This window comes from Ruegeria sp. (assembly GCF_965243365.1).
In the GTDB taxonomy this organism is placed as follows: Bacteria; Pseudomonadota; Alphaproteobacteria; order Rhodobacterales; family Rhodobacteraceae; genus Ruegeria.
Genome location: NZ_CBDEUW010000002.1, coordinates 275840 through 300288 on the forward strand (window position 1 = coordinate 275840; position 24449 = coordinate 300288).

General features: G+C 57.3%; 26 protein-coding genes, 1 tRNA gene and 1 pseudogene. 15 read left to right on the top strand and 13 right to left on the bottom strand.

Annotation, left to right across the window (positions count from 1 at the left end):
- The first annotated feature begins 109 nt into the window (after nt 1-109).
- Together ACP0GE_RS05050 and ACP0GE_RS05055 are read left to right on the top strand one after the other, a co-directional pair.
- Nucleotides 110-409 carry a hypothetical protein gene (locus ACP0GE_RS05050; RefSeq protein ID WP_424830911.1) on the top strand — a complete coding sequence of 100 codons (300 nt, stop codon included), beginning with the start codon at nt 110-112 and terminating at the stop codon, nt 407-409.
- Nucleotides 397-1371: pseudogene (locus ACP0GE_RS05055) on the top strand (recombinase family protein); the annotation flags it as partial. The gene ACP0GE_RS05050 and the pseudogene ACP0GE_RS05055, both read left to right, overlap by 13 nt.
- A gap of 547 nt (nt 1372-1918) precedes the next feature.
- Here the strand turns inward: ACP0GE_RS05055 and ACP0GE_RS05060 are convergent.
- Nucleotides 1919-2005 (bottom strand) — tRNA-Leu (locus ACP0GE_RS05060).
- A gap of 143 nt (nt 2006-2148) precedes the next feature.
- Here ACP0GE_RS05060 and ACP0GE_RS05065 point away from each other — a divergent pair.
- Together ACP0GE_RS05065 and lipB are read left to right on the top strand one after the other, a co-directional pair.
- On the top strand, nt 2149-2808 hold the full coding sequence (locus ACP0GE_RS05065; protein ID WP_424830912.1) for a DsbA family oxidoreductase: 660 nt from the start codon (nt 2149-2151) through the stop codon (nt 2806-2808).
- 39 nt (nt 2809-2847) lie between these two features.
- On the top strand, nt 2848-3543 hold the full coding sequence (gene lipB, locus ACP0GE_RS05070) for a lipoyl(octanoyl) transferase LipB (RefSeq protein WP_424830913.1): 696 nt from the start codon (nt 2848-2850) through the stop codon (nt 3541-3543).
- A gap of 358 nt (nt 3544-3901) precedes the next feature.
- On the opposite strand, the gene ACP0GE_RS05075 is transcribed toward lipB, so the two are convergent.
- Nucleotides 3902-4321, bottom strand: coding sequence for an HIT family protein (locus ACP0GE_RS05075; RefSeq protein WP_424830914.1), 420 nt, complete (start codon nt 4319-4321; stop codon nt 3902-3904).
- Nucleotides 4322-4612: 291 nt separating this feature from the next.
- Here ACP0GE_RS05075 and ctaD point away from each other — a divergent pair, with 291 nt between their 5' ends.
- From ctaD to ACP0GE_RS05090, 3 genes are all read left to right on the top strand, one after another.
- Nucleotides 4613-6271, top strand: a complete 1659-nt coding sequence (gene ctaD / locus ACP0GE_RS05080) for a cytochrome c oxidase subunit I (protein WP_424830915.1) — start codon at nt 4613-4615, stop codon at nt 6269-6271.
- A gap of 148 nt (nt 6272-6419) precedes the next feature.
- Complete coding sequence (locus tag ACP0GE_RS05085; protein WP_424830916.1) at nt 6420-7019, top strand: 2-hydroxychromene-2-carboxylate isomerase; 600 nt, start codon at nt 6420-6422, stop codon at nt 7017-7019.
- Between the two features lie 45 nt (nt 7020-7064).
- On the top strand, nt 7065-7559 hold the full coding sequence (locus ACP0GE_RS05090) for a DUF2244 domain-containing protein (RefSeq protein ID WP_424830917.1): 495 nt from the start codon (nt 7065-7067) through the stop codon (nt 7557-7559).
- Here the strand turns inward: ACP0GE_RS05090 and ACP0GE_RS05095 are convergent, their stop codons facing one another.
- Nucleotides 7560-8045 carry a GatB/YqeY domain-containing protein gene (locus ACP0GE_RS05095; protein ID WP_424830918.1) on the bottom strand — a complete coding sequence of 162 codons (486 nt, stop codon included), beginning with the start codon at nt 8043-8045 and terminating at the stop codon, nt 7560-7562.
- Nucleotides 8046-8228: 183 nt separating this feature from the next.
- Between ACP0GE_RS05095 and carA the strand changes: the two genes are divergently transcribed.
- Together carA and ACP0GE_RS05105 are read left to right on the top strand one after the other, a co-directional pair.
- Nucleotides 8229-9404, top strand: a complete 1176-nt coding sequence (gene carA / locus ACP0GE_RS05100; protein WP_424830919.1) for a glutamine-hydrolyzing carbamoyl-phosphate synthase small subunit — start codon at nt 8229-8231, stop codon at nt 9402-9404.
- Nucleotides 9405-9476: 72 nt separating this feature from the next.
- Nucleotides 9477-11396 carry a glycosyltransferase gene (locus tag ACP0GE_RS05105; protein ID WP_424830920.1) on the top strand — a complete coding sequence of 640 codons (1920 nt, stop codon included), beginning with the start codon at nt 9477-9479 and terminating at the stop codon, nt 11394-11396.
- Here the strand turns inward: ACP0GE_RS05105 and ACP0GE_RS05110 are convergent.
- Entirely contained in the window at nt 11353-12000 is a 648-nt protein-coding gene (locus ACP0GE_RS05110) for a GntR family transcriptional regulator (protein ID WP_424830921.1), read from the bottom strand. The genes ACP0GE_RS05105 and ACP0GE_RS05110 overlap by 44 nt on opposite strands.
- 100 nt (nt 12001-12100) lie before the next feature.
- Between ACP0GE_RS05110 and ACP0GE_RS05115 the strand changes: the two genes are divergently transcribed.
- The 3 genes from ACP0GE_RS05115 to ACP0GE_RS05125 all read left to right on the top strand — a co-directional run bounded on the left by ACP0GE_RS05115 (nt 12101) and on the right by ACP0GE_RS05125 (nt 14351).
- On the top strand, nt 12101-12745 hold the full coding sequence (locus ACP0GE_RS05115) for a pyrimidine 5'-nucleotidase (protein WP_424830922.1): 645 nt from the start codon (nt 12101-12103) through the stop codon (nt 12743-12745).
- 86 nt (nt 12746-12831) lie between these two features.
- The gene (locus ACP0GE_RS05120; RefSeq protein ID WP_424830923.1) at nt 12832-13080 is read left to right on the top strand and encodes a hypothetical protein; all 249 of its coding nucleotides are present in this window, start codon (nt 12832-12834) and stop codon (nt 13078-13080) included.
- A gap of 74 nt (nt 13081-13154) precedes the next feature.
- On the top strand, nt 13155-14351 hold the full coding sequence (locus ACP0GE_RS05125; RefSeq protein WP_424830924.1) for a UbiH/UbiF family hydroxylase: 1197 nt from the start codon (nt 13155-13157) through the stop codon (nt 14349-14351).
- Nucleotides 14352-14363: 12 nt separating this feature from the next.
- Here ACP0GE_RS05125 and ACP0GE_RS05130 read toward each other — a convergent pair whose 3' ends face one another.
- Entirely contained in the window at nt 14364-15491 is a 1128-nt protein-coding gene (locus ACP0GE_RS05130) for an aminotransferase class V-fold PLP-dependent enzyme (RefSeq protein ID WP_424830925.1), read from the bottom strand.
- 231 nt (nt 15492-15722) lie between these two features.
- On the opposite strand from ACP0GE_RS05130, the gene ACP0GE_RS05135 reads away from it, so the two are divergent.
- On the top strand, nt 15723-16424 hold the full coding sequence (locus ACP0GE_RS05135; RefSeq protein ID WP_424830926.1) for a GntR family transcriptional regulator: 702 nt from the start codon (nt 15723-15725) through the stop codon (nt 16422-16424).
- Between the two features lie 6 nt (nt 16425-16430).
- On the opposite strand, the gene ACP0GE_RS05140 is transcribed toward ACP0GE_RS05135, so the two are convergent.
- Nucleotides 16431-16889, bottom strand: a complete 459-nt coding sequence (locus ACP0GE_RS05140) for an Lrp/AsnC family transcriptional regulator (RefSeq protein ID WP_424830927.1) — start codon at nt 16887-16889, stop codon at nt 16431-16433.
- Nucleotides 16886-17341 (bottom strand): Lrp/AsnC family transcriptional regulator, encoded by a 456-nt coding sequence (locus ACP0GE_RS05145; RefSeq protein ID WP_424830928.1) that lies wholly within the window; start codon nt 17339-17341, stop codon nt 16886-16888. The genes ACP0GE_RS05140 and ACP0GE_RS05145 overlap by 4 nt, the downstream gene beginning before the upstream one ends.
- Nucleotides 17342-17472: 131 nt before the next feature.
- On the opposite strand from ACP0GE_RS05145, the gene ilvC reads away from it, so the two are divergent.
- Nucleotides 17473-18495, top strand: coding sequence for a ketol-acid reductoisomerase (gene ilvC, locus ACP0GE_RS05150; protein ID WP_155151382.1), 1023 nt, complete (start codon nt 17473-17475; stop codon nt 18493-18495).
- Between the two features lie 46 nt (nt 18496-18541).
- Here ilvC and ACP0GE_RS05155 read toward each other — a convergent pair whose 3' ends face one another.
- Both ACP0GE_RS05155 and ACP0GE_RS05160 read right to left on the bottom strand, forming a co-directional pair.
- A complete protein-coding gene (locus ACP0GE_RS05155; protein WP_424830929.1) occupies nt 18542-18997 on the bottom strand; it encodes an SRPBCC family protein in 456 nt (151 codons plus the stop codon).
- Nucleotides 18994-19305 (bottom strand): ArsR/SmtB family transcription factor, encoded by a 312-nt coding sequence (locus ACP0GE_RS05160; protein WP_424830930.1) that lies wholly within the window; start codon nt 19303-19305, stop codon nt 18994-18996. The genes ACP0GE_RS05155 and ACP0GE_RS05160 overlap by 4 nt, the downstream gene beginning before the upstream one ends.
- A gap of 77 nt (nt 19306-19382) precedes the next feature.
- Here ACP0GE_RS05160 and ACP0GE_RS05165 point away from each other — a divergent pair, with 77 nt between their 5' ends.
- Complete coding sequence (locus tag ACP0GE_RS05165) at nt 19383-20285, top strand: DMT family transporter (protein WP_424830931.1); 903 nt, start codon at nt 19383-19385, stop codon at nt 20283-20285.
- On the opposite strand, the gene glmM is transcribed toward ACP0GE_RS05165, so the two are convergent.
- The 4 genes from glmM to ACP0GE_RS05185 all read right to left on the bottom strand — a co-directional run bounded on the left by glmM (nt 20282) and on the right by ACP0GE_RS05185 (nt 24364).
- A complete protein-coding gene (gene glmM, locus ACP0GE_RS05170; RefSeq protein ID WP_424830932.1) occupies nt 20282-21625 on the bottom strand; it encodes a phosphoglucosamine mutase in 1344 nt (447 codons plus the stop codon). The genes ACP0GE_RS05165 and glmM overlap by 4 nt on opposite strands.
- 34 nt (nt 21626-21659) lie before the next feature.
- Complete coding sequence (folP, locus tag ACP0GE_RS05175) at nt 21660-22658, bottom strand: dihydropteroate synthase (RefSeq protein WP_424830933.1); 999 nt, start codon at nt 22656-22658, stop codon at nt 21660-21662.
- Nucleotides 22655-23575: a dihydroneopterin aldolase gene (locus tag ACP0GE_RS05180; protein WP_424830934.1), complete on the bottom strand. Its 921-nt coding sequence runs from the start codon at nt 23573-23575 to the stop codon at nt 22655-22657. Before ACP0GE_RS05180 ends, folP begins: the two co-directional genes overlap by 4 nt.
- 150 nt (nt 23576-23725) lie before the next feature.
- Complete coding sequence (locus ACP0GE_RS05185) at nt 23726-24364, bottom strand: cell wall hydrolase (RefSeq protein WP_424830935.1); 639 nt, start codon at nt 24362-24364, stop codon at nt 23726-23728.
- Nucleotides 24365-24449 lie beyond the last annotated feature (85 nt).

The following is a 24449-nucleotide window of genomic DNA, read 5'->3' on the forward strand; positions in this document are numbered from 1 at the left end:
AAGCAAGATGATGTGGTTATATGTTCTATATTTGTTCTCATTCCAATTTATGGCGAGACCATAGTGGAACGAACCCATCACCAAACATTTTTAAGAAAGGAGTGCGTGCATGACCTGTCCGCCAGATAAAGAAGATATGCCTATTCGACCCAGCCTCTCCGTAGATTGGGAAGCTTATGCAGCAATGCTGGAAGACAGCGATATGCCATTGGATCAGCAGCAAGATCTGATCGAAACTTTGTGGTCCATCGTCGTGATGTTTGTCGATCTCGGTTACGACCTGCACCCCATCCCGCAAATCTGTGGAGAAGATGAAGAAGCATTGGATCAGGATTCCACAGATTTGGTATCCTTGTTGAATAACAAATGGGCGCAGACCCGCGCAGAGGAGGACCAATGGCAGGAGTAGCATCAAAACCAACAAAGGCCGTGATCTATGCGCGAGTGTCCGGTGCCAAGCAGGTGCGTGAAGGTGATGGCCTCGCCTCTCAGGAAAACCGTTGTCGGGAATATGCCACTTACAAAGACTATGATGTGGTTGAGGTGTTCATGGACGATATGTCGGGCAAATTCGAACGCCGCCCAGCGATGGATCGGATGCTGGCCTTCCTGCGTCTGCATCCCAAGGACAGCGTTGTGGTGATCATTGACGACATCAGCCGCTTTGCCCGCAACGTGCAGGCACACATTGCCTTGCGTGAAACTCTGTCGGACGCTGGCGGCATTCTGGAAAGCCCATCCATTGAGTTTGGCGAGGACAGCGACTCTCGCCTTGTGGAGCACATGCTGGCCTCAGTCGCCCAGCACCAACGCGAGAAGAACGCCGAACAAACATCCAACCGGATGAAAGGGCGAATGATGAACGGCTATTCCGTCTTCGCCGCCCCCATCGGTTACGAGTATAAGAAAACAGGCTCACACGGCAAACTGCTCACCCGTGTTGAACCCATCGCCACCATCATCAAGGAAGCATTGGAAGGCTATGCCTCTGGCCGGTTCTCGGCACAGGCGGATGTGCGACGGTTCTTAGAAAGCCAGCCTGACTTTCCCAAAGACCTACCGGATGGGAAAATCCGCCAGCAGAAAGTCACTGACATGCTGAACCGCGTGATCTACGCGGGCTATGTTGAGCATGAACCTTGGGGCATCACACGCCGCAAAGGCCATCACGAAGCGCTGATCTCGCTGGAAACATTCGAGGCTATCCAAGAGCGACGCAATGGCAGAGGTATTGCGGCGAAGCGTCCTGACATCAACGAAGACTTCCCGCTGCGTGGTGCAGTGAACTGCGCGTGTTGCGATAAACCTATGACAGCATACCACGCGCGGAGCGCTACAGGCAGACGCTACCCCTACTACAACTGCCAGACGAAAGGGTGCTCGGAATATCGCAAAGGTATTCGTGCCGAGAAAATTGACACAGGCTTTGAGGCAATCCTGCGCTCACTGGCCCCAAGCAAAAACTTGCTCGATATCGCTTTGTCGATGCTGAAAGACGCGTGGGATCAGCGCGGCGATCAAGCCAAGCAGGCGAAGGCTGAAATCAAACGCCAGCACAACGAGTTGGACAAGCAACAAGACGCACTCGTTGAGCGCATGATTGAGACCTCGAATCCAAAAGTGATGGCGGCGCTTGAAAGCAAGATCGCCAAGCTGGAAGAGGAAAAGCTGCTGCTGACGGATAAGCTATCACACACCACGAAACCCACGCGCAGCCTCAGCGAAATTATCGAACTCTTGAGGGACTTCCTCTCAAACCCTTGGAATATCTATGAAAACGGATCACTTCTCGTGAAGAAAACCATCCTCAATGCAGCCTTCAAAGCCCCATTGGCATACGACCGCCAAAACGGCTATCGAACTTCGCAAACATCTGTTATTTTTGATTTTTTAGCGGATTTCACATCAAAATGTGAAATGGTGCGGTCGAGAAGACTCGAACTTCCACGGGTGTTACCCCACAGCGACCTCAACGCTGCGCGTCTACCAATTCCGCCACGACCGCACTGCCAATGACTTGGTAGAGGCGCGTATAGACGGACAGGCTCGGGATGTGAAGAGGCAAAAACAAGGGTGGATTGATTTCACTTCGTCGGTTCATATCTGTAGTTTTGAAGAAACTCCAAAGCCGAAAGTCAGGAGCCCTGTATGACAGCTGAAGATCATCACCCCGCCGTGCAGATCGACGTTGTTTCGGATGTTGTCTGCCCATGGTGTATTGTGGGGTTTCGCCAACTTGATCTGGCCCTGCACCAGCAAAACGTATTGGCGCAGTTGCGGTGGCATCCGTTTGAGCTGAACCCGAACATGGGCCCCGAAGGTCAAAACCTGGGTGAGCATATCACTGAGAAGTATGGCTCCACCGTTGAGCAGAGCCAGCAGGCGCGCGACCGCTTGACTTCGTTAGGGGACGATCTGGGATTCACATTCAATTTCAGCGATGAAAGCCGTATCTATAACACTTTTGCGGCGCATCAGCTGTTGGATTGGGCCGAAAGCCAGGGGCGACAGCATCCTCTGAAACTGGCTCTGTTTGATGCATATTTCACCCAGCAACGTGACGTCTCGGACATCGAGACCCTTTTGGACGTGGTTAAAACGGTCGGGCTGGATCCGGCGGCGGCGCGCGCTGCGTTGGAGTCTGGCGCTCATATCAAACCGGTGCGGGACAAACAGCAGTTCTGGGCCAACCACGGAATTTCCGGGGTGCCAGCCATGGTTTTCGGCGGCAAGTACCTGTTGACCGGCGCGCAGGGCTCTGAAACCTATGCGCAGGTATTGGAACGCTGTCTGGCTGAAGCCGCCTGAGGTCTTTCCCCTGCCCCACAGACCGTCTAAGGACACCACATGGAATGGAAGACGACAGACGGGCTAACCGACTACGACGAGGCAACCGCCTTTATGGAGGCGCGCGTGGCCGCCATCGCCGCGGGCGAGGCAGATGAATGTATCTGGCTGCTCGAACATCCCCCGCTCTACACCGCTGGCACGTCCGCGAAACGCGAAGATCTGACAGATCCGGAGCGCTTTCCCGTCTATGAAAGCAAGCGCGGCGGGCAATATACCTATCACGGGCCTGGTCAGCGCGTGATTTATGTGATGCTGGACGTCGGCAAACGCGGCCATGATGTGCGCCGTTTTGTCAAACAGCTGGAAAACTGGGTGATCGCTGCGCTTGCAGAATTCAATGTCACCGGTGAAATCCGTGAAGGCCGCGTAGGCGTCTGGGTGCAGCGCAACGACAAACCTCTGACCGTGACCGGTGAAGCTGCCGAGGACAAAATCGCAGCAATCGGTATTCGTCTGAGGAAATGGGTCAGTTTTCACGGGATCTCAATCAATGTCGAACCCGATCTGGAACATTTCGGCGGAATCGTCCCCTGCGGCATTCAGGAACACGGTGTTACCTCTCTGGTCGATCTTGGCCTACCGGTCACGATGTCAGATGTGGATGTGGCCCTGAAAAAAACATTCACCGATGTCTTTGAACACCCAAGTGCGCTGTCGGAATCCCCAAATCCGGCGGCACGAATCGCTGAATAAAGCGGCTTCGAACGACAATCGCTTTCAACTCGGCGCTCTGTTTCTGGAATCCATCGAAGTTTCCCCAACGTTAACCCAAATTCGCCTAAAATTCAGGGTTTCTTCACGTCCCCCCAATACAAACGGGTTCGAGCCACGTAGTATGTAATGACCGTTCAAGAGTGAGTGGTGGTTAACCGGTGATCGTGGGTCCAACCCATGAAATCCGTGAAGTGTTTTGGTTACGAGTCTGCCGTTCCGACCCCATATCGGAACGGCAATTCCTTTTTTAGGACCAAAGCATTAACTCGAAACCCTAAAGCACCAATTTGGGACGGGCCCTATCAATAGGCCCGACTAGTTGCTCCCGAGCTTGAAATCAATCAAGCGCGGCACGAATTTTCTCGGCATGCTCGGCGATCAGGTCGAAATCGCCCATATTTCCCGGCGGGCGCATCGAGACACCTTCAAACCGGGGCAGAACATGGAAATGCAGGTGAAAGACCTCTTGCCCGCCTGCCGCCTCATTGAATTGCTGGATAGTGACACCATCGGCATCAAAGGCGGCCTTGGCCGCGCGTGCCAGTTTTTGCACCGTCGACATTACGGCCGCTAACTGATCCGACGTTGCGTCCAGCACATTTCGGCAGGGAGTCTTGGGGATAACCAGCAAATGACCGTCAGCGCGTGGCATGATGTCCATGAACGCCAGTGTCTCGTCATCTTCGTAGACCCGGGTCGAGGGGATCTCGCCACGTAAAATCTTGGCAAAGATATTGTCGGGATCATATGCGGTCATGTCTGAACTCCGGTCCTGATGGGTTCTCAGTCTTCTGCGGGTCAGCGCGATATGGGTCAAGGCCGTTTTTTTTACCTCGGCAAGTGTGTCTTGAATTTCCCCGTTAAGCGCCCAGATTGACTGCATCCGCGATCAAATCACCGCAGGGCAATACCTGCCCCGCGACAATTAATCTTGATCGAGATCAAACTCGGCCATTGAAGGTCGCCCCCTCGCAATCTAAAACCAGCAGGAATCCCGCGCGTTGGAGAGGTCCGACTGCGCGGTAGAATTGTAACAGGAGGCACCTAAATGGCAGACGCAGCCATTCATGGTCACGATCATGAAGACCAACGCGGCTTTTTCACGCGATGGTTCATGTCGACCAACCACAAGGACATCGGGATTCTTTACCTGATCTTCTCGGCCGTCGCCGGGTTCATCTCGGTAGCGATGACTGTTTATATGCGGCTCGAACTGATGCACCCCGGTGTTCAGTACATGTGCCTGGAAGGCTTCATGGCCGACCCATGCACGCCAAACGGGCATCTGTGGAACGTGATGATCACTTATCACGGTGTTCTGATGATGTTCTTTGTGGTCATCCCTGCTCTGTTCGGCGGATTTGGCAACTATTTCATGCCGTTGCAGATCGGCGCGCCGGATATGGCGTTCCCACGGATGAACAACCTGTCCCTGTGGCTTTACGTTGCTGGCACCTCGCTGGGCGTAGCGTCGCTGCTGAGCCCCGGTGGTAACGACCAGCTGGGTTCGGGCGTGGGTTGGGTTCTGTATCCACCGCTGTCCACGACCGAGGGCGGCATGTCCATGGACCTTGCGATCTTCGCCGTGCACGTATCGGGCGCCTCCTCGATCCTCGGCGCGATCAACATGATCACGACCTTCCTGAACATGCGTGCCCCGGGCATGACCCTGTTCAAGGTTCCGCTGTTCAGCTGGTCGATCTTCATCACCTCCTGGCTGATTCTGCTGTCGCTGCCTGTTCTGGCGGGTGCGATCACCATGCTGCTGATGGACCGTAACTTTGGCTTCACGTTCTTTGATCCGGCCGGTGGCGGTGACCCGATCCTGTATCAGCACATCCTGTGGTTCTTCGGCCACCCGGAAGTGTACATCGTGATCCTGCCCGGTTTCGGCATCATCAGCCACGTGATTGCCACATTCTCGCGCAAGCCGATCTTCGGTTACCTGCCGATGGTCTGGGCGATCATTGCAATCGGCGTTCTGGGCTTCGTCGTCTGGGCGCACCACATGTACACCGTTGGCATGTCGCTGCGTCAGCAGGCTTACTTCATGCTGGCGACCATGGTGATCGCGGTTCCGACCGGCGTTAAGGTCTTCTCGTGGATCGCGACCATGTGGGGCGGTTCGATCGAGTTCAAGACCCCGATGCTGTTCGCCTTCGGCTTCCTGTTCCTGTTCACCGTTGGTGGTGTGACCGGTGTGGTTCTGTCGCAGGCCGGTATCGACCGTGCCTATCACGACACCTACTACGTGGTTGCTCACTTCCACTACGTGATGTCGCTGGGTGCTGTCTTTGCAATCTTCGCGGGCGTGTACTTCTACTTCTCGAAGATGACGGGTCGCCAGTACTCGGAGTTCTGGGGCAAGGTTCACTTCTGGCTGTTCTTCATCGGTGCCAACCTGACCTTCTTCCCGCAGCACTTCCTGGGCCGTCAGGGCATGCCGCGCCGATACATCGACTATCCCGAAGCCTTCGCTCAGTGGAACTTTGTATCTTCGATTGGTGCGTTCATCTCGTTCGCTTCGTTCCTGCTGTTCTTCGGCATCGTGATCTACGCCCTGCTGCGTGGCGCGAAAGAGACCCGTCCGAACCCGTGGAACGAATACGCGGATACGCTGGAATGGACCCTGCCCACCCCGCCGCCCGAACACACATTCGAGCAGCTGCCAAAGCAGGAAGACTGGGACAAGGGCCACGCGCACTAATCCCGTCAGAGACTTAAAAAAAACCCCGCCCTTTGTGGCGGGGTTTTTCTTTGCCCAGATGGTGCGGAATACCCAATCATTCGCCAGATCGGTGAATTTCAGCTATTCTGTCAAAGTAAATGCGCCCGATTTACCGGAGGATCAGACGATGCCCGAAATCGAATTTTGGTATTCCATCGGCAGCACCTACAGCTTTCTGACGATCATGCGGATGGACGATTGGTGCACAGAAAATGATGTCACAGTGATATGGCGACCGTTCAACGTGCGGTCGGTCATGACGGCACAACAGAACGTCCCCTTTGCCGGAAAGCCCGAGAAGTCCGCCTATATGTGGCGCGATATCGAGCGGCGCGCGGCCAAATACCATATCCACGCCAAACTGCCCGCACCTTATCCGATTTCGGATCTGCCTTTAGCCAATCAGGTCGCGTTGCTGGGCATGTCCGACGGCTGGGGCGTCGCCTTCACGCAGGCGCTGTACCGTATTTGGTTCGAAGACGGTGTCGAGGCCGGCGGAGAGATAGCGATTTCAGAAGCTCTGCACCGGTGTCAGCAAGATCCCCGTCTGACCCTGGCAAAAGCACGCAGTCCTGAAGCGGTAACGGCGCTGGAGAAGGCCACTACAACGGCTGTGAAGCTTGGTGTGTTTGGCGCGCCCAGTTTTGTGGTCCGCGATGAAGTATTTTGGGGCGATGACAGGTTAGAGGACGCTCTCTCCTGGGTCCGCGTCGGGCATGTGGTGTGACGAAAAACCCTTCGACATCCAAGTGCACTGAGATATTTGAAAACCATGCCCTATCGCTGGAAACACACGTCAGATGTCGATGAAGAATTGCGCCTCTGGCCTCATAACTCGATGCCGCCTCGTGCGGCGATGGGGGTCATTCTCGCGGTATTTCTATTTGGGCTGATTCCGCTGCTGACCGTGCTGGGTTCGGTTTTATTGTGGGGATTGCTGCCATTCCTACTGATCACGGTACTCGGCCTGTGGCTGGCCTTTGAGATGAACTATCGCGCCCGCGGCATGTTCGAAGTGCTGACCCTAACAGGGAACCAGGCACATCTGGTGCATCACGACCCCCGTAGCGGGGATCAGGAATGGTCCTGCAACCGTTATTGGGCGCGCCCTGCAATGCACAAGCGGGGCGGCCCCGTGCCGCACTATGTCACCCTGATCGGTGATGGGCGCGAAGTTGAGATTGGTGCATTCCTATCGGAAGACGAACGCATCACTCTCTACGATGAATTGACGCGGAAACTGCGTGCCCCGCAAAGCAGTGAATGACTAGCAGCCGCCGTTGGATGCCGCGCACAAATGGTCTTTGACCATCGGCCCGACTTTGCCGAAATCCATCTGGCCGGTGTACCGAGTCTTCAACTCGCCCATAACCTTGCCCATATCGCGGATCGAACCCGCTCCGGTTGAAGTGATCGCGGTTTGGATGGCCTTCGCCACCTCATCCTCGTCCAGCTGTTTTGGCAGGAACTCTTCGATCACCTCGACCTCGCGCATCTCGCGTTCGGCCAGATCCAGGCGTCCGCCTTCTTCATAGGCGCGCGCGCTCTCCTTGCGCTGCTTGGTCATTTTCCCAAGAATTTCAAGCACCTCGGCATCGCCACAGCCTTTAACCTCTTCGTTGTCAGAGGCACGCGCAGCGATATCGCGGTCCTTGATCGCGGCATTGATCAGGCGCAGCGTTGACAGGCGTTCAGCCTGTTTGTCTTTCATTGCTTGCTTCAGGGCGGCATTCACCCGTGATCGCATATCCATTTGGTCTGTCCATCCCCATGGCAACGGAACCCCGAACATATCGAAAGAAAAAGCACGACACAACAGGATACAAATAGGGCTAAGTAATTGAAAATCAACAATAGCCCAAAATTTGAACAGACTTGACCCGAGCGTATATCCCCCTTAGGAATGCGCCGGTTTACCCTGCAGGAGAGTCGCCCAATGGCCCAGAACGCCCCGTCCAAGCCCACCGCATGTCTGGCTTTGGCCGACGGAACCTTGTTCTACGGCCACGGGTTCGGTGCCACCGGTCAGACCGTGGCCGAGCTGTGCTTTAACACCGCGATGACCGGGTATCAGGAGATCATGACCGATCCGTCTTATGCCGGGCAAATCGTGACCTTCACCTTCCCCCATATCGGCAATGTCGGCGTCAATCCCGAGGATGACGAGACCGGTGATCCGGTGGCCGAGGGGATGGTGGTTAAATGGGATCCAACGGAACCCTCGAACTGGCGCTCGGCCGAGGAGCTGAAAGACTGGCTTGCCCGTCGCGGCCGTATCGCCATTGGAGGTGTGGATACACGCCGTCTGACCCGCGCGATCCGGCAACAAGGCGCGCCGCATGTGGCACTGGCGCATGATCCCGAGGGCAATTTTGACATACAAGCACTGGTAACCGCGGCGCGCGGTTTCGCAGGGTTGGAAGGCATGGACCTGGCGAAAGACGTCACATGCGCCCAAAGCTATCGTTGGGATGAGATGCGTTGGGCCTGGCCCGATGGCTATCAGCCGCAGAAAGCGCCGGTGCACAAGGTCGTTGCGCTGGACTACGGCGCAAAACGCAATATCCTGCGCTGTCTGGCGTCGGCCGGCTGCGATGTGACCGTTCTGCCCGCAACTGCGACAGCGGCAGAGGTTCTGGCCCATAACCCTGACGGCGTTTTCCTGTCGAACGGCCCGGGCGATCCCGCTGCGACCGGCGAATACGCTGTGCCGATGATCAAAGAAATTCTGAACACAACAAACCTGCCTGTGTTCGGCATCTGCCTTGGTCACCAAATGTTGGCGCTGGCTTTGGGCGGTCAAACCGTCAAGATGAACCACGGCCACCATGGTGCGAACCACCCTGTCAAGGACATGGAAACCGGTAAGGTCGAGATCACCTCGATGAACCATGGTTTTGCTGTCGACGCACAATCCCTGCCTGATGGCGTGGTCGAGACGCACCGCTCCCTGTTCGATGGTTCGAACTGCGGTATCCGCATGACGGACCGCCCGGTTTATTCGGTGCAATACCACCCCGAAGCTTCGCCCGGCCCACAGGACAGTTTCTACCTGTTCGAACGCTTCGCCAGCGCGATGGCCCAAAGAAAAGCTCAGGTCAATGCCAGTTAAAGAATAGCGTTAACCGGACTTTAACCCTGTTTTAGCAACCCTGTCGCTGAGCATCGGCGGCAGGGTTTCTTTATGGTCGAACTGAATTTTCAACGTCTGGCACCTGCTGTTCCTGTGTCCTCCACAAGACCGCGCAAGCCCTTGGGCAAGTGTTTGGTGGACCGGGGGTTGATCACACCGGACCAGCTCGCCAGTGCTCTGCACCTCCAGCAACGCCAAAAAGCCCCTCTGGGTGAGATTCTGGTGAGCGAAGGCTGGACCAACCGACAGGATGTGATCGATGCTCTGTCCGACCAAACCGGCCTTCAAATCGCGGATTTTTCAGAGACTGACGCGAATGCTGTACTTTGTGCGATCAAGCCGGTGTCGTTCTGGCTGAGCCATAACGTCATCCCGTGGAAACGCGTTGGTCCGTTGGTGCTTGTCGCTACAGCACGGCCAGACCTGTTCGACCCCGTGGCCGAAGCATTGCGCGATTGCGGGCTCTCGGCCGTTCCTGTGTTGGCAAGTGCCAATGAAATCGATGCAGCGCTGGCGCGGTCCTTCGCGCAACCCCTGGCACAAACGGCTCAAGCGCGTGTCGATCAGGCCCAAAGTTGCCGCACTTGGACGGCCAAGTCGCGTTCCAGGCCAATTGCCTTGTCACTGTTGTTTTGCGCGACTTGTCTTGCACTGCCGCATTTCGGACTCGCCTTTCTGTTCGGGATAACGGTGCTGACACTGCTGATGTTCCTTGTGCTCCGGCTGGCTGGTCTGATCGCCTATCTGTTGCCCCAAAAGGCGCCATCGAAACCGGCTAAGGCCGACAGGACACGTCTGCCCTGTGTTTCGATCATGGTGCCGTTGTTCAAGGAAAAGGAAATTGCCGATGCGCTGATCGCCCGGTTGCAACGGTTGACCTATCCAAAGGCGCTTCTGGACGTAATTCTGGTGCTTGAGGAACGCGACGAGGTGACCCGTGCCGCCTTGCAGGATGTTCGTATGCCAAGCTGGATTCGCGTCATCGAAGTACCCGAACACGGCAATCTGACGACCAAACCCCGCGCCATGAACTATGCGCTGGATTTTTGTCGGGGCGAGATTCTGGGCGTTTGGGATGCCGAAGACGCACCGGCTCCTGATCAGATTGAAACGGTCATTCGGCATTTTTCACAAGCGGACGATGAAGTTGTCTGCCTGCAGGGCGTTTTGGACTACTACAACCCGCGCACCAACTGGCGCTCGCGGTGCTTTACTCTCGAGTATAGCGGTTGGTTTCGCGTGGTTCTGTCGGGCATCGCACGGCTGGGCCTGGTGGTTCCCTTGGGTGGTACAACTTTCTTTTTCCGCCGGGACAAGCTGATCGAGCTGGGAGGGTGGGACGCCCATAATGTAACCGAAGATGCCGATCTGGGGGTCCGCTTATCCCGGGCCGGGTATCGCACCGAAGTCGTCCAGACGACCACCTATGAGGAGGCCAACTTTCGCGCCTGGCCCTGGGTCAAGCAACGGTCCCGCTGGCTCAAGGGGTTCATGGTCACTTATCTGGTCCACATGCGATCCCCGCACCGATTGCTGAGCGAGCTGGGGTTCATCAGGTTTATGGGGGTGCAGGCCTTTTTCCTTGGCACAGTGGGGCAATTCCTTCTCGCGCCAGTTCTATGGGTCTTCTGGCTAGCCTTTCTGGGGCTGTCCCACCCGTTTCAGGCCATCATTCCCGGTCAGGTTCTAACGGTCTGTGTTTACCTGTTCCTGTCGGCAGAGGTTGTGAATTTTCTGGTCGGCGCACTTGGGGTCTGGGCAGGAGGTCGGCGCTTCTTGATCCCGTGGGTTCCGGCCTTGGTGCTTTATTACCCGCTGGGGGTACTGGCAGCCTACAAAGGGCTTTGGGAACTGGCGGTCAATCCGTTCTTTTGGGACAAGACCCAGCACGGCCACGCCGCCGAGGAGCCATCAACCGCCCCAAACCTTACTTTTCGCGCTGGACCGCGTCCTGTTTCAAGCGCGTCATAAAGGCGACAGAGATATGGTCTTTCAACGCTCTCGCAGCGGCGTCCTCATCGCGCGCTACAATGGCCTCAACGATTGCCTTATGTTCGCTTTGCGCTATTTCCCCTCGCCCCTGAACCGCCAAGGACGTGGTTGCCATCAATGCCATCGTGCGATGCACCAAATCCAACTGTTGGACCAAATAGCGATTGTGCGAGGCTAAATGAATCTGCTCGTGAAACCGCCGGTTCGCACGCGACAGGGCAATCGGATCATCGACCAGAGCATCGTCCGCCGCAACCATGTCTTGCAGCACCTTGACCTCTTCCTCGGTCGCATGACGGGCCGCCAGCCGCGCAGCCAGCCCTTCAAGCTCACGCCTGACGACATACAGCTCGGCCATCTGGTTGTGATCCAAGGAGGCCACGATCAACGACCGCCCATCCCGCTCCAGCAGCGATTGCGTCTCAAGCCGTTGCAACGCTTCGCGAATTGGGGTGCGGGAGACACCGAACCTTTCGGCCAGCTCACTTTCGACCAAGCGGTCGCCCGGCTTGTAGACGCCAACATCAATCGCTTCGAGTATCAGGCTGTAGGCATCCTTGTTGGACTGTTTGCTCTGGGGCATAGGGTCTTTGTCTCCTCGTTCGGACATATCTATCCGTCACTAGGGGCCACTATCAAGGGCATGCATTGAAAACCGCCGTCACTCGGCCTAAACCAAACGCATGGTGAAACAGGCCTTTGATCACGTCACCCAATGGGTGTTCGACCTCGACAACACGCTATATCCGCCGCACATGCGCCTGTTCGATCAGATCGAGGTGTTGATGACGGATTACGTGGCTCTGGCCATCGGCGTGGACCGCCCCGAGGCGGACCGCCTGCGCAGCCATTACTGGCGCGAGTATGGTACCACATTGGCCGGGTTGATGGCCGAGCACGATCTGGACCCCGATCCCTATCTGCACGCCGTTCATCAGGTAGACATGAGCCATATGGAACCTGATGCTGCGCTCGCTGATCACATCCGCTCCCTGCCTGGGCGGCGTATTGTCTACACCAACGGATCAGCACCTTACGCCGAACGGGTTCTGGCGGCGCGTGGTTTAAGCGGGCTGTTTGATGCGATCTACGGTGTCGAACACGCTGGGTATCGCCCAAAGCCGGAAATGGCTGCGTTTCAGGCGATCTTTTCTCAAGACGGTATCGAGACAAAAAAAGCAGCCATGTTCGAGGATGACCCCCGTAATCTGGCGGCACCACATGCCATGGGAATGCGCACGGTCCATGTGGCCCCTAACCCGCATGAAGCGGATCACATCCATCACCATACCGACGATCTGACCGATTTCCTGGGACGCCTGCGATAGGCTGTCACACTGCGGCGATCTGCACATTCCACGACTTAAACACGACTCCTAAATGCTGTTTTGAAACAGACAGAACGGAGACCCCCATGAGCGCGATCGAGATGCCCGGACGCCTGCCCATCTGGCAGCGTCTGTTGTTTGCAATTCCCCTGTTTGGCTGGCTGGCCCGCGATGCCGCCCACGGCAAGCCAGAGGATTTGTTTTATACCGCAGCGGCGATCTTCAGCATGTGGGGCTGCTCGATCATGGTGTTCGGCTTGCCGGGGCTGTACATCCCGGCCTTGCTGATGGTGCCGATGATGTTCTTGATCCTCATCCTGATATCGCGCGGCTGAGACACGGGACAGGATGTCACTTGGCGCAGCGTGTGGATCAGCACTAGGGTCTGCCTGCAACGGAGACCTGCGCCATGACTGATACCTGTGACATCCTGATTTCCGGTGGTGGAATCGCCGGGCTGACCGCCGCCGCCGCCTTTGGCGCAGCCGGGTTCGACGTGATCTGCGTGGACCCAACCCCACCGATCACGGAACGGGATGTCGACGGGTCCGACCTGCGCACGACAGCTTTTCTGCAACCAGCGCACGGGTTATTGGAACAATGTGGCCTGTGGCAACGCCTGGATTCTTATGCCGCGCCGTTACAGATCATGCGCATTGTGGACGCAGGCGGGGATGTGCCAGAACCCCGGGTGGTGCGCGACTTTAACGCTTCGGACATCTCGGATCAGCCTTTCGGTTGGAATCTTCCAAACTGGCTGTTGCGGCGCGAAATGGTGGCGCGGTTGGCTGAACTTCCCAATGTCGATTTCCGCCCCGGAACCGGCACCGTCGGTCTGTTCACCCGCACCGCCGAAGCGCGCGTGAGCCTGAGCGATGGCAGCCGCATTTGCTGCAAGCTGGTCATTGCCGCAGACGGGCGTAATTCGCCCATGCGCGAGGCGGCGGGTATCAATGTTCACACCACGCGGTACGGGCAGAAAGCACTGGCTTTTGCCGTTACTCATCCACTTCCACACGACAATGTCTCGACCGAGATCCACCGTTCAGGCGGGCCGTTCACGTTGGTGCCCCTGCCCGACTGGAACGGTCAGCCGTCCTCGGCGGTTGTCTGGATGGAGCGCGGGCCGCGTGCGGTCGAATTGCTGAATACCGGTCCCGAAGCATTCGAGACATTGATGACCGAACGCTCCTGCGGGTTGTTCGGGCCGCTGAAGCTGGCCTCCCGCCGGACCATCTGGCCGATTATCAGTCAATCGGCAGAACGCTTGTCCGGTGAACGCATCGCCCTGATGGCAGAAGCCGCCCATGTGGTTCCCCCCATTGGCGCGCAGGGTCTGAACATGTCGCTGGGCGATCTGCGCAGCCTGCTGGATCTGGCGCAGGCCCAACCCAATGCCCTGGGCGACGCGCAGATGCTCGAGGCCTACCACAACGCGCGCCACCGAGAGATTGCCTTGCGCGTCAAAGGCATAGACCTGCTAAACCGAGCCTCCATGATTGAGGCGCGCCCGTTGCGGGATGCCAGAGCGATGGGGCTGAATGCGCTTTATTCCCTGCCACCCGTACGCAAAACGCTGATGCAGATGGGCCTCGGCGTGCGCTGAGGCCTCAAGGCGCTATAGCACCTGATCCAATACGCTTTTCAGCCGCGACATGGTGGCGTCCACATCGTACAACTTGTCCAACCCAAACAGGCCCAGACGAAATGTGCGGAACCCGTCCGGCTCATCACATTGTAGCGGGACCCCGGCCGCTATCTGCATACCGAGGGCTGCAAATTTCTTACCGTTCTGAACATCCGCGTCCGCGGTGTAACTGACCACCACACCCGGCGCACCGAACCCGTCTGCTGCAACCGACATAACACCTTTATCTTTAAGCATGGCGCGCACGCCGTTCCCAAGGGCCCATTGCGCATCCCTTAGTTTGTCGAACCCATAGTTCCGCGTCTCGGCCATCGTATCGCGAAAGGCGCACAGCGCATCGGTCGGCATCGTAGCATGGTAGGCATGACCACCGTCCTCGTAGGCCTGCATGATCTGGCGCCATTTCTTCAGGTCGATTGCGAAACTGTCTGAGTCTGTCTCAGCCAGCCGCTGTTCGGCCCGTTCCGACAGCATGACAAGACCGGCACAAGGCGAAGCGCTCCACCCCTTTTGCGGCGCCGAGATCAGAACATCGACGCCCGTGGCCTTCATATCGATCCAGACACATCCCGAGGCGATACAGTCCAAAACCATCAAAGCACCCACCTCATGCGCCGCGGCGGCCATAGCCGTCACATAATCGTCCGGCAGAATGACCCCAGCCGCTGTTTCCACATGCGGAGCAAAGACGACACCGGGGCGTTGGTCCCGAATAGCGGCCACGACATCCTCGATCGGTGCAGGGGCAAAGGGGGATGGGCTGCTGTTACCCGTCTCGCGCGCCTTTAAGACCGTCGCTTTCGCCGTCAGACCACCGGTTTCGATAATCTGGCTCCAACGATAGGAAAACCACCCGTTGCGTACCACCAGCACGTCGGTACCGCGCGCGAATTGACGTGCCACGGCCTCCATCGCATAAGTCCCGCCGCCGGGAATGATCGCAACCCCGTCCGCGCTATATACCTGCCGAAGCATTCCCGAGATGTCGCGCATCACCTGCTGAAACCGCGCAGACATATGATTGAGCGACCGATCGGTGAAAACGACCGAAAACTCCTCCAGCCCATCCGGGTCAACGTGGTCCAATAGTGCAGGCATTTACTGTCCTTTCCAAAGTGGTTTCCCAATTACGCTTGGACACCATAATAACAAAACGATGAGCGCGACGAGGTAATTGACCTATGAGCAGCCTCAACCTTCAGTATTATTTTGATATTTCGCTGGTCACAATTCAAAGATATGACGCCAAATAGTGTCACCGTCTCTTTACACCATGGCGTGTTTCTGAGCAGATACACTCACTTTGAAATAGAAAAGGTATTCTTTCTCGTGACTGCGCATAGGCGGATAAGTTTTCAGGTTGTTCGGGACGAGGTCAAACGGCGGATCGAAGCCCGCGTTTGGCCCCAGGGATCACTTCTGCCGACAGAAACGCAGTTGGCCGAAGAATTCAACTGTGCCCGGGCGACGGTCAACCGGGCTTTGCGCGAACTGGCGGATCAGGGATTTGTCGAACGCAAACGCAAAAGCGGAACTCGCGTCAAGAAAGAGCCCCGCAGGCAAGCCAAGCTTGAGATTTCTCTGGCGCGTCAAACGGTTGAGAACCAGAACGCCACCTATCGCTATGCCCTGGTCGAACGGAACCTTGTCAACAGCCCCGGCTGGCTGACCTCGCAGCTCAATGTCGAACCGGGTGCCCGGGTGCTGCATGTGATTTGCATGCACTACGCGGACAACCGCCCTTTTCAGTTTGAGGAGCGCTGGATCAATATCCAAGCGGTTCCCGAAGTCGAGCATGCCGACCTGAACACAAGCGGCCCGCATGAATGGCTACTGAACGCAGCCCCCTTTACCGACGCCGAAATCGCATTCTGCGCAATTTCTGCCGATGGTCGACTAGCCGAATATATGGGCACCACCACCGGCACGTCCATGATCCAGCTTGAACGCACCACGTGGAAGGACGGGCAGCCGATAACATTTGCGCGTATGACCCATCACCCGGGTTTTTGCGTCCGCACCAGGTACTGATAGCGATCAGCCGATTGGCCCGGGCAGACGCTCTTCGCTGAGCAGGACATTTGCCTCGACGTCCCCCGCCCCCGGCAATGTCATGATCCGCCGCCGGAGAACCCGTTCAAAGTCGGACAGATCCCGGGCGACCACCCGCAAACGATAGTCGTACAGCCCCAGAACATGTTCGATCGTCTGGACCTCGGGGATGGCGCTGACGGCACGTTCGAAATCCTCAAGGCTGACCTGCCCCTTGCGCGCGAGTTTGACACCAAGAAAGACGGTGACCCCAAACCCCAGCGCCTCGGCATTCAAACGCAGATGCCGCCCTTTGATCACGCCCGCCTCTTCTAGCCGTCGAATGCGCCGCCATGTCGCGGGCTGGGACAACCCGAACCGACGACCCAAGGCACCCGCGCTCTGGGTCGCGTCCTGCACAAGAGCCCGCAGAATTTTGCGGTCGATTTCGTCCAATTCGATCATACCGGCAGAACCTCGTCCCGTTTCACCCGGGCGATGTGCATCAGCGCCTCAATATCTGCGATATGCGGAAGGGTCAGAATCCGGTCGCGATAGACCTGCTGGTAATGCGGCATGTCCCTTGCCAGTACCGACAGACGCACATCCACACGGCCCAGAAAGGTCTGAATCTCGATCACCTCAGCCACCTCACGCGCCGCGCCGGTGAATTCGTCAAAGGCACGCGGCTGGGTTTTGTCCAGAGTGATCCTCAGAGATACTTCAACCGCATATCCCAACACGGCCCAGTCGATCACAGCCTCCTGACCTTGGATGATCCCTGCGGCCTGCATCTTTTCAATCCGACGCCAGCAGACCCCCGCGCTGATCCGACACAGATCGGCCAGTTCGACGGTGGTCAGGCTGGGATCGGCCTGAAAATGGCGCAGAATGCGGCGGTCGACGTCATCAAGCATGATTTTTTCATAGATTAGTAATTTGAAGAATTATTCTTCATCTTTTTCGCAAATACTCAACCCCAACCCTATCGCCAATGCACCAAAGGCCCGTTAGAACCACCGCAATCGAAACTGAAAGGACCGGCGACATGCGCGTCTATTACGATCGCGATTGCGACATCAACCTGATCAAAGACAAGAAAGTGGCGATTCTGGGCTATGGCAGCCAAGGCCACGCCCACGCGTTGAACCTGCGCGACTCGGGCGCCAAGAACCTGGTCATCGCCCTGCGCGAAGGCTCGCCCTCGGCCAAGAAAGCCGAAGCCGAAGGTCTGCAGGTGATGGGCATCGCCGAAGCCGCCGCATGGTGCGACGTGATCATGTTCACCATGCCCGACGAATTGCAGGCCGAAACCTACAAGAAATACGTGCATGACAACATCAAGCCGGGCGCAGCCATCGCATTCGCCCACGGCCTGAACGTCCACTTCGGCCTGATCGAGCCGAAAGAAGGCGTCGACGTCATCATGATGGCCCCCAAAGGCCCAGGCCACACCGTACGCGGCGAATACACCAAAGGCGGCGGCGTGCCCTGCCTGGTGGCCGTGGACAATGACGCAACCGGCAAAGCGCTGGAAATCGGCCTGTCCTATTGCTCGGCCATCGGTGGCGGTCGTTCTGGCATCATCGAAACCAACTTCCGTGAAGAATGCGAAACCGACCTGTTCGGTGAACAGGCTGTTCTGTGCGGTGGTCTGGTCGAGCTGATCCGCTGCGGCTTTGAGACACTGGTCGAAGCAGGCTATGCGCCCGAGATGGCCTATTTCGAGTGTCTGCACGAGGTGAAGCTGATCGTTGACCTGATCTATGAAGGCGGCATCGCCAACATGGATTACTCGATCTCGAACACTGCTGAATACGGCCAGTATGTCACCGGCCCGCGCATCCTGAAATATGACGAGACCAAAGCGCGTATGAAAGAGGTTCTGAACGACATCCAGCAGGGCAAATTCGTTCGTGACTTCATGCTGGAAAACGCCGTTGGCCAGCCGACCATCAAAGCGTCGCGCCGCGCCAATGACGAGCACATGATCGAAGAAACCGGCGCGAAACTGCGTGGCATGATGCCCTGGATTTCGGCCGGCAAAATGGTCGACAAAGAAAAGAACTAAGCCAGACGTCTGTCAGCACAAGGGCGGCCCCGGTGGCCGCCCTTTTTCATGGGGTCACCGCGTTGGCATAGCACTCGCCCAGCACATAATCCCATCCACTGTCATAGCCGCCGCGCTTGTCTGGCGCATCGGACGCCCAGATTTCCCAACCCGAATGGGTCAGTATTACCTTGGTCTGATCTGACCCATACGCTTCGAACACAACCTCAACCCGGGTCGGGCGACTTTCGTCCGTGCCCGGATGCCAGGTAAACGCCAGGCGCTGCCCAGACTCAAAAATCAGAACCTTGCCCCAATCCGCACGCGCGCCATCAAACATCGTCTCATAAATCGCGCCACCGACCTGAGGTTCGATCACAACGGCCAGCGCAGGCTTACCCCGAGATGCAGATACAGCATGGCCATCCAGAGGCCACCACTTGCCGACACGGTTCACGAACACATCAAAAGCGCGCTCGGGTGTCGCATTCACGATCACTGTCTTTACGATGGGATCTGTCATGAGCTCCGCCCTCCTGCGTCAATCTCGTTGGCAAAATTTTCCAGCACATCGGACCAATACCGATCCAGCCATGCGCGAAGTTCGGCCAGCCCTTCGGGCCGGGCACCATATATTCGGCGTGTACCCTCAACCCGGCAGGTCACCAAACCTGCGTCAGACAGCACCTTCAGATGCTGCGAAACCGCAGGTCTGCTGACCGGAAGGTCCGAGGCCAATTCGCCCACCGCGCGCGGCTTGCGCGATACAGCTTCGAATACCTGACGACGTGTCGGATCACCCAAAGCGGAAAGTACATTTTCGTAAGTCATAACTTACCGTAAGTGATGACTTACGAAATGTCAATATCAGCAGTGACAACGTTAGGAGCCCGGGATAAGGAAATGGAATGGTTCAACAACCTTCAAAACAAGACTGGGCAGGTATCGTTGCGCTTGGCTTGATCTGGGGCGCTACTTTCATGGTCGTGGCCTTGGCGCTGGAAGGCTACGGACCGGTTACCGTGGCCACAGCACGAACCACGCTGGGGGCGGTTACTCTGCTTGTCTTGATGCGACTCACCGGACGCCGACTGCCGAACCACAATGCCCATCTATGGCGCGCGGTTTTCGTGATCGGAGCTTTGTCGACAGCGCTTCCCTTCCTGCTACTAAGCTGGGGCTTGCAATACGTCCCTTCGGCGTTCGCCGGTCTGTCGATGACCGCAACCCCGCTGATGGTACTACCACTGGCGCATTTCTTTTCTGACGAACCCCTGAACATGCGACGGCTCTGCGGGGTGGTCTTGGGCTTCTGCGGAGCCCTGGTGCTGATCGGCCCGGGCTTGTCACAGTTGGGCCACGGGGCAGAGCCCTTGGCGCAGCTTGCCTGTATCGGCGCGGCGTTCTGCTATGCCTTATCGTCGGTCCTGACCCGCCGCTGCCCGCCAATTGACCCTGTAACCCTGTCGGCGCTGACGTTGGTTGTAGGGGCCATTATCCTTCTGCCGGTAATGTTGATCACCAAGGGTATTCCGACCTGGCATGGCGACCGATCCGGGTTCGCCATCGTCATTCTGGGACTGGTTCCAACAGCCCTTGCCACGTTGCTGCGTGTCTCAATCATTCGCAGCGCCGGTTCGGTTTTCATGTCGGTGGTGAACTATCAAGTCCCGATCTGGTCGATGTTTTTCGGTGCCTGGATATTGTCCGAGGCATTGCCGCTGCGGTTTTACATCGCCCTTGTGATGATCCTGACAGGTATGGCGATCAGCCAATGGTTCAGCTTGCGCAGGACGCTGTTCGGACGTTAGCCCGCTGCGGCCTCAACCTCGGTCACGATACCATCAACGACCTGCACCAAAAGCGCATCATCCTCGCATTCGGCCATGACACGGATCAGGGGCTCGGTCCCGGATTTCCGGATCAGCAAACGCCCCTGCCCCATCAAACGTGCCTCGGCCTCGGCAATGGCGGCTTTGACACTTGCGACCTCAAGCGGTGCTTGTCCGGCCTCATAGCGTACGTTTTTCAACAATTGCGGCACAGTTTCGAACTGCCGTGAAAGCTCGGAGGCCTTACGACCCGACAACACCATCTCGGCCAGAAAATGCAGGCCCGCCATCAGCCCGTCACCAGTGGTGGCATAATCGCTCATTACGATATGACCAGACTGCTCTCCGCCCAGGTTAAAACCGCCTTCGCGCATCCGCTCTACCACGTAGCGATCTCCAACAGCGGTCCGTTCCAGCCTTAACCCTTGTGCATCCAGATGACGCTCCAACCCAAGATTGGACATTACTGTGGCCACCAGCGCGCCACCCTTCAGCTGATCCGCCCGCATCCAGGCCAGGGCCAGCAACGCCATCAGCTGATCACCATCAGCGATCTGCCCGTTTTCGTCGATCACAACCACTCGGTCGGCATCGCCATCCAGGCAGATCCCAACATCTGCGCCATGCGCAACAACAGTTTCTGCCGCGACCCGAGGCTTGGTCGAACCACAATCCAGGTTGATATTCTTGCCGTTGGGCTCGATCCCGACGGGGATGACATCTGCGCCCAACTCCCACAGAACTTCAGGCGCAGTACGGTGTGCCGCACCGTTGGCGCAGTCGATCACCACCTTCAGCCCGTCCAACCGCAGATCACGCGGCAAAGAGGATTTCACACGCTCGCCATAGCGGAACCGGGCATCGTCTACACGGCGGGCGCGGCCAATATTCTGCGCCTGAGCCGGTTTCACACCTTCTTCGATCAGGCGTTCAATCTCAATCTCAGCCTGATCGGACAGTTTGAAGCCATCGGGACCGAAGAATTTGATGCCGTTATCCTCAGCCGGGTTGTGGCTGGCCGAAATCATCACACCCAGATCGGCTCGCATTGACCGGGTCATCAGACCCACTGCAGGCGTCGGAACCGGCCCAAGAAGCAACACGTTCATTCCTGTCGAGGTCAGCCCCGCCGTCAGCGCATTCTCCAGCATATATCCCGACAGGCGGGTATCTTTGCCAATCACCACGCGGTGCACGCCCGAGGCATCCCGGCGAAAATACCGACCGACCGCTGCCCCGATGCGCAGGGCCATTTCCGCCGTCATCGGGTGTGTATTGGCGGTGCCCCGCACCCCATCTGTACCGAACAGCTTGCGCATCAGGTCAACTCCGTGAATTCGTGTTGCGTCCGGATTACCGGACAGCAGCCCATAGGCGCAAGGCCTGAGCGGTTTCGGCCACGTCATGCACCCGCAGAACCTGAACACCTTGCGACAATCCAGCCAACCCGACAGCGATTGATCCCGGAGCACGGGCGTCCTTGCGCGGCTCTTTGCCGATTTCGCCGATGACGCCCTTGCGCGAAACACCAAGCAGGATTGGGCAGCCCAACCCATGAAACAGGCTAAGATTACGCAGCAGAGTCAAATTGTGTTCTGTGGTTTTGCCAAAACCAATGCCCGGATCGATGAAAACAAGCTCCCGCTTCAATCCCAACGCTTCGAGTTTGGCCACCTGAGCGGCAAGGAAATCGTAGACATCCAGCAGAACATTGTCATAGCGCGGGTCGTCCTGCATCGTGGCCGGGTCCCCCTGCATGTGCATGACGCAAACAGGCAGGTCCAGACCTGCGCAATATGGCGCAAGTGCGGGATCGAAGGTGAAACCGGACACATCATTTATCAGATCAGCACCGGCCTCATGCGCGGCCTGCGCCACGCTGGCTTTGCGCGTGTCGATCGAGATCACGGCGTCCGTCTCTGCCCGGATGGCCTGGATCAAAGGACGCGTGCGGTCGATCTCTTCATCTTCTGGAACATAGGTGGCTCCTGGGCGTGTCGATTCTCCGCCGATATCCAGAATGGTCGCGCCGTGGGCCACCATGTCCATGGCCGCCGCACAGGCGGCTTCAACGGAATTATTCACGCCACCGTCAGAGAAACTGTCGGGGGTAGCGTTCAGGATGCCCATCATATGCAGGCGCGCCATATCCAGCCCCGCAATACTGCCTCGAGATCGGGTTAAGGCATCAAGGTAATCTTTTGGTATGTCGCGAGATTCTACTATTGCCGCATCCGCTTCGCGAGTCAGTCGTTCGGCATGCGTAAACCAAAATTCCTGCCCGGCCAGCGGCACTGCCCCGTCCGGACGCATCACACCGTGCTGGACCAGAGGTCGATAGTATACTGTCACAATTCCGCCTGCGAAACCGGCACCGCACGCAGCGGCGTTTTGGGCTGCTTGGGCAGGCTCCCTCCGATCACCAGCATCTCGCTGGCCTCGAATGTCGCTGCAAACCAAGCTGCCAGCGCAACCGCGTCAGACGGCGCGGCTGAGGGGCCGTCCACTGCATCCAGTACGATCTTGGACGGCGCCCAGACGCAGATCTGGCCGTTTTTCATGGCCCAATCCAGCTCGGTTCGGGTTGAAACTACGACACAGCGATGATCGCGGGCCGCCAGAACCCATGCGTTCTGCTCGATCGCCAACAGATCGATCCGTCGCTGCGTCATCGCGTGACCTGTTTGTGGTACTGCAAGGTCCGAGGCGCCAACACACAGGATCAACGGACGCACCCGGTTCTCAAGCTGATCAATCCAGCCCGTCAGGTTCTCCGAGGCAATTGCATCATTGGATAGAAATACCAACCGCGGATGCGGACGCTCTTCTTCTGCGACTTCGTGGTGCAACGTGTCCTTGCCGCGCACGATTTCTACCCCCAACGCACCTGGGCCACGATCCAGTTTTTCGATGCGAACAAAAGCTCTTACCGCCTGAGGTTCAAGCAAAATACGCTCTGCCACACGATCAGCCAGAGTCTCCAAAAGGTTCAAACGCTCCGCCGCAAGCTCATAGGAAATGGCTTCGGTCACGCGGTCATAGGACAGGATACGATCCACATCGTCATCAATCGGACCGGTCAGCGGGCGGACCTCGACCACGATATTAAAGCAGATGCGCTGGGTCGTACCCCTTTCGGCCTGAAACGCTCCGATTTCGACCTCAACGATATGATCGCGCAGGGAAATGCGGTCCAACGGCCCGCGCGGTGCGGTCGCTTCGGACCGCTCGGACGGGTGCGCAAAGGCAAGGCGAATTTCTGAACTCATAGAGCGTGCCTTTTCGGGCTTAGTAGAACAATGACCCCTTGTAGGGGCATCGGGGGCCTATAACACCCCTACAAGCGCCATTCTACCCACAGAATGCGGCCCCGAAGCCCGCCAGGACGGGCCTCGTCACAACAGCAATGCAGTTGCCAATCAATTGCTGGCAGTGCGGTAGTTATGCCGGTAAAAAATGTGCACGCCGATGCGGGCCGTTTCCTTGTACACCCGCGACCAGGACGGGCGCACCGCCTTGGTGTGGTAGTGCGTCGCCCCGGACGTCATCTCTTTGGCCTTTCCGTCCAACGCGGCACGGGCGACCTTTGCGACACGCTCATACGCCCGTTTTTCGTGGATAACCTCTTTGTAACCATCGCAGGTATAGGTGAACTGGCATTGGTATTTCTTGCCTGTGCCCTGCTTGATGACACCACAAAGGGAATCTGGGAAACGTGTGCTGTCAACACGGTTCAGGATGACTTCGGCTACGGCAAATTGCCCACGCACACTTTCACCGCGCGCTTCGAAATACAGGGCCTCGGCCAGGCAGCGGAAATTCTCGTCTCCACTGGCCTTGGGTTGCTGATCCAACCAATCCTTGGTGAAGGACATCTGCTGCACTGGTGCCTTGCGAGGCTTGAACAGAGTCAGATAGTCACGAAAGCTCTGCCCCGGCAATTCATTGCGGGCCACAAGCTCTTCCTTGGTTACTTCGACGTCCTGCCTTTCGGCATAAGACAAATTCGGCAGCACGGTTGCTGCCGTTAAGGCAACAGCCACTATGTAGCGTTTCATCAGATAACCTCGCACAGGCACAAACGCGCCTAACCCTCCCCCGGCGGGCGCGATGAGGCTATTACCCCAGACGAAGCGAAACGTC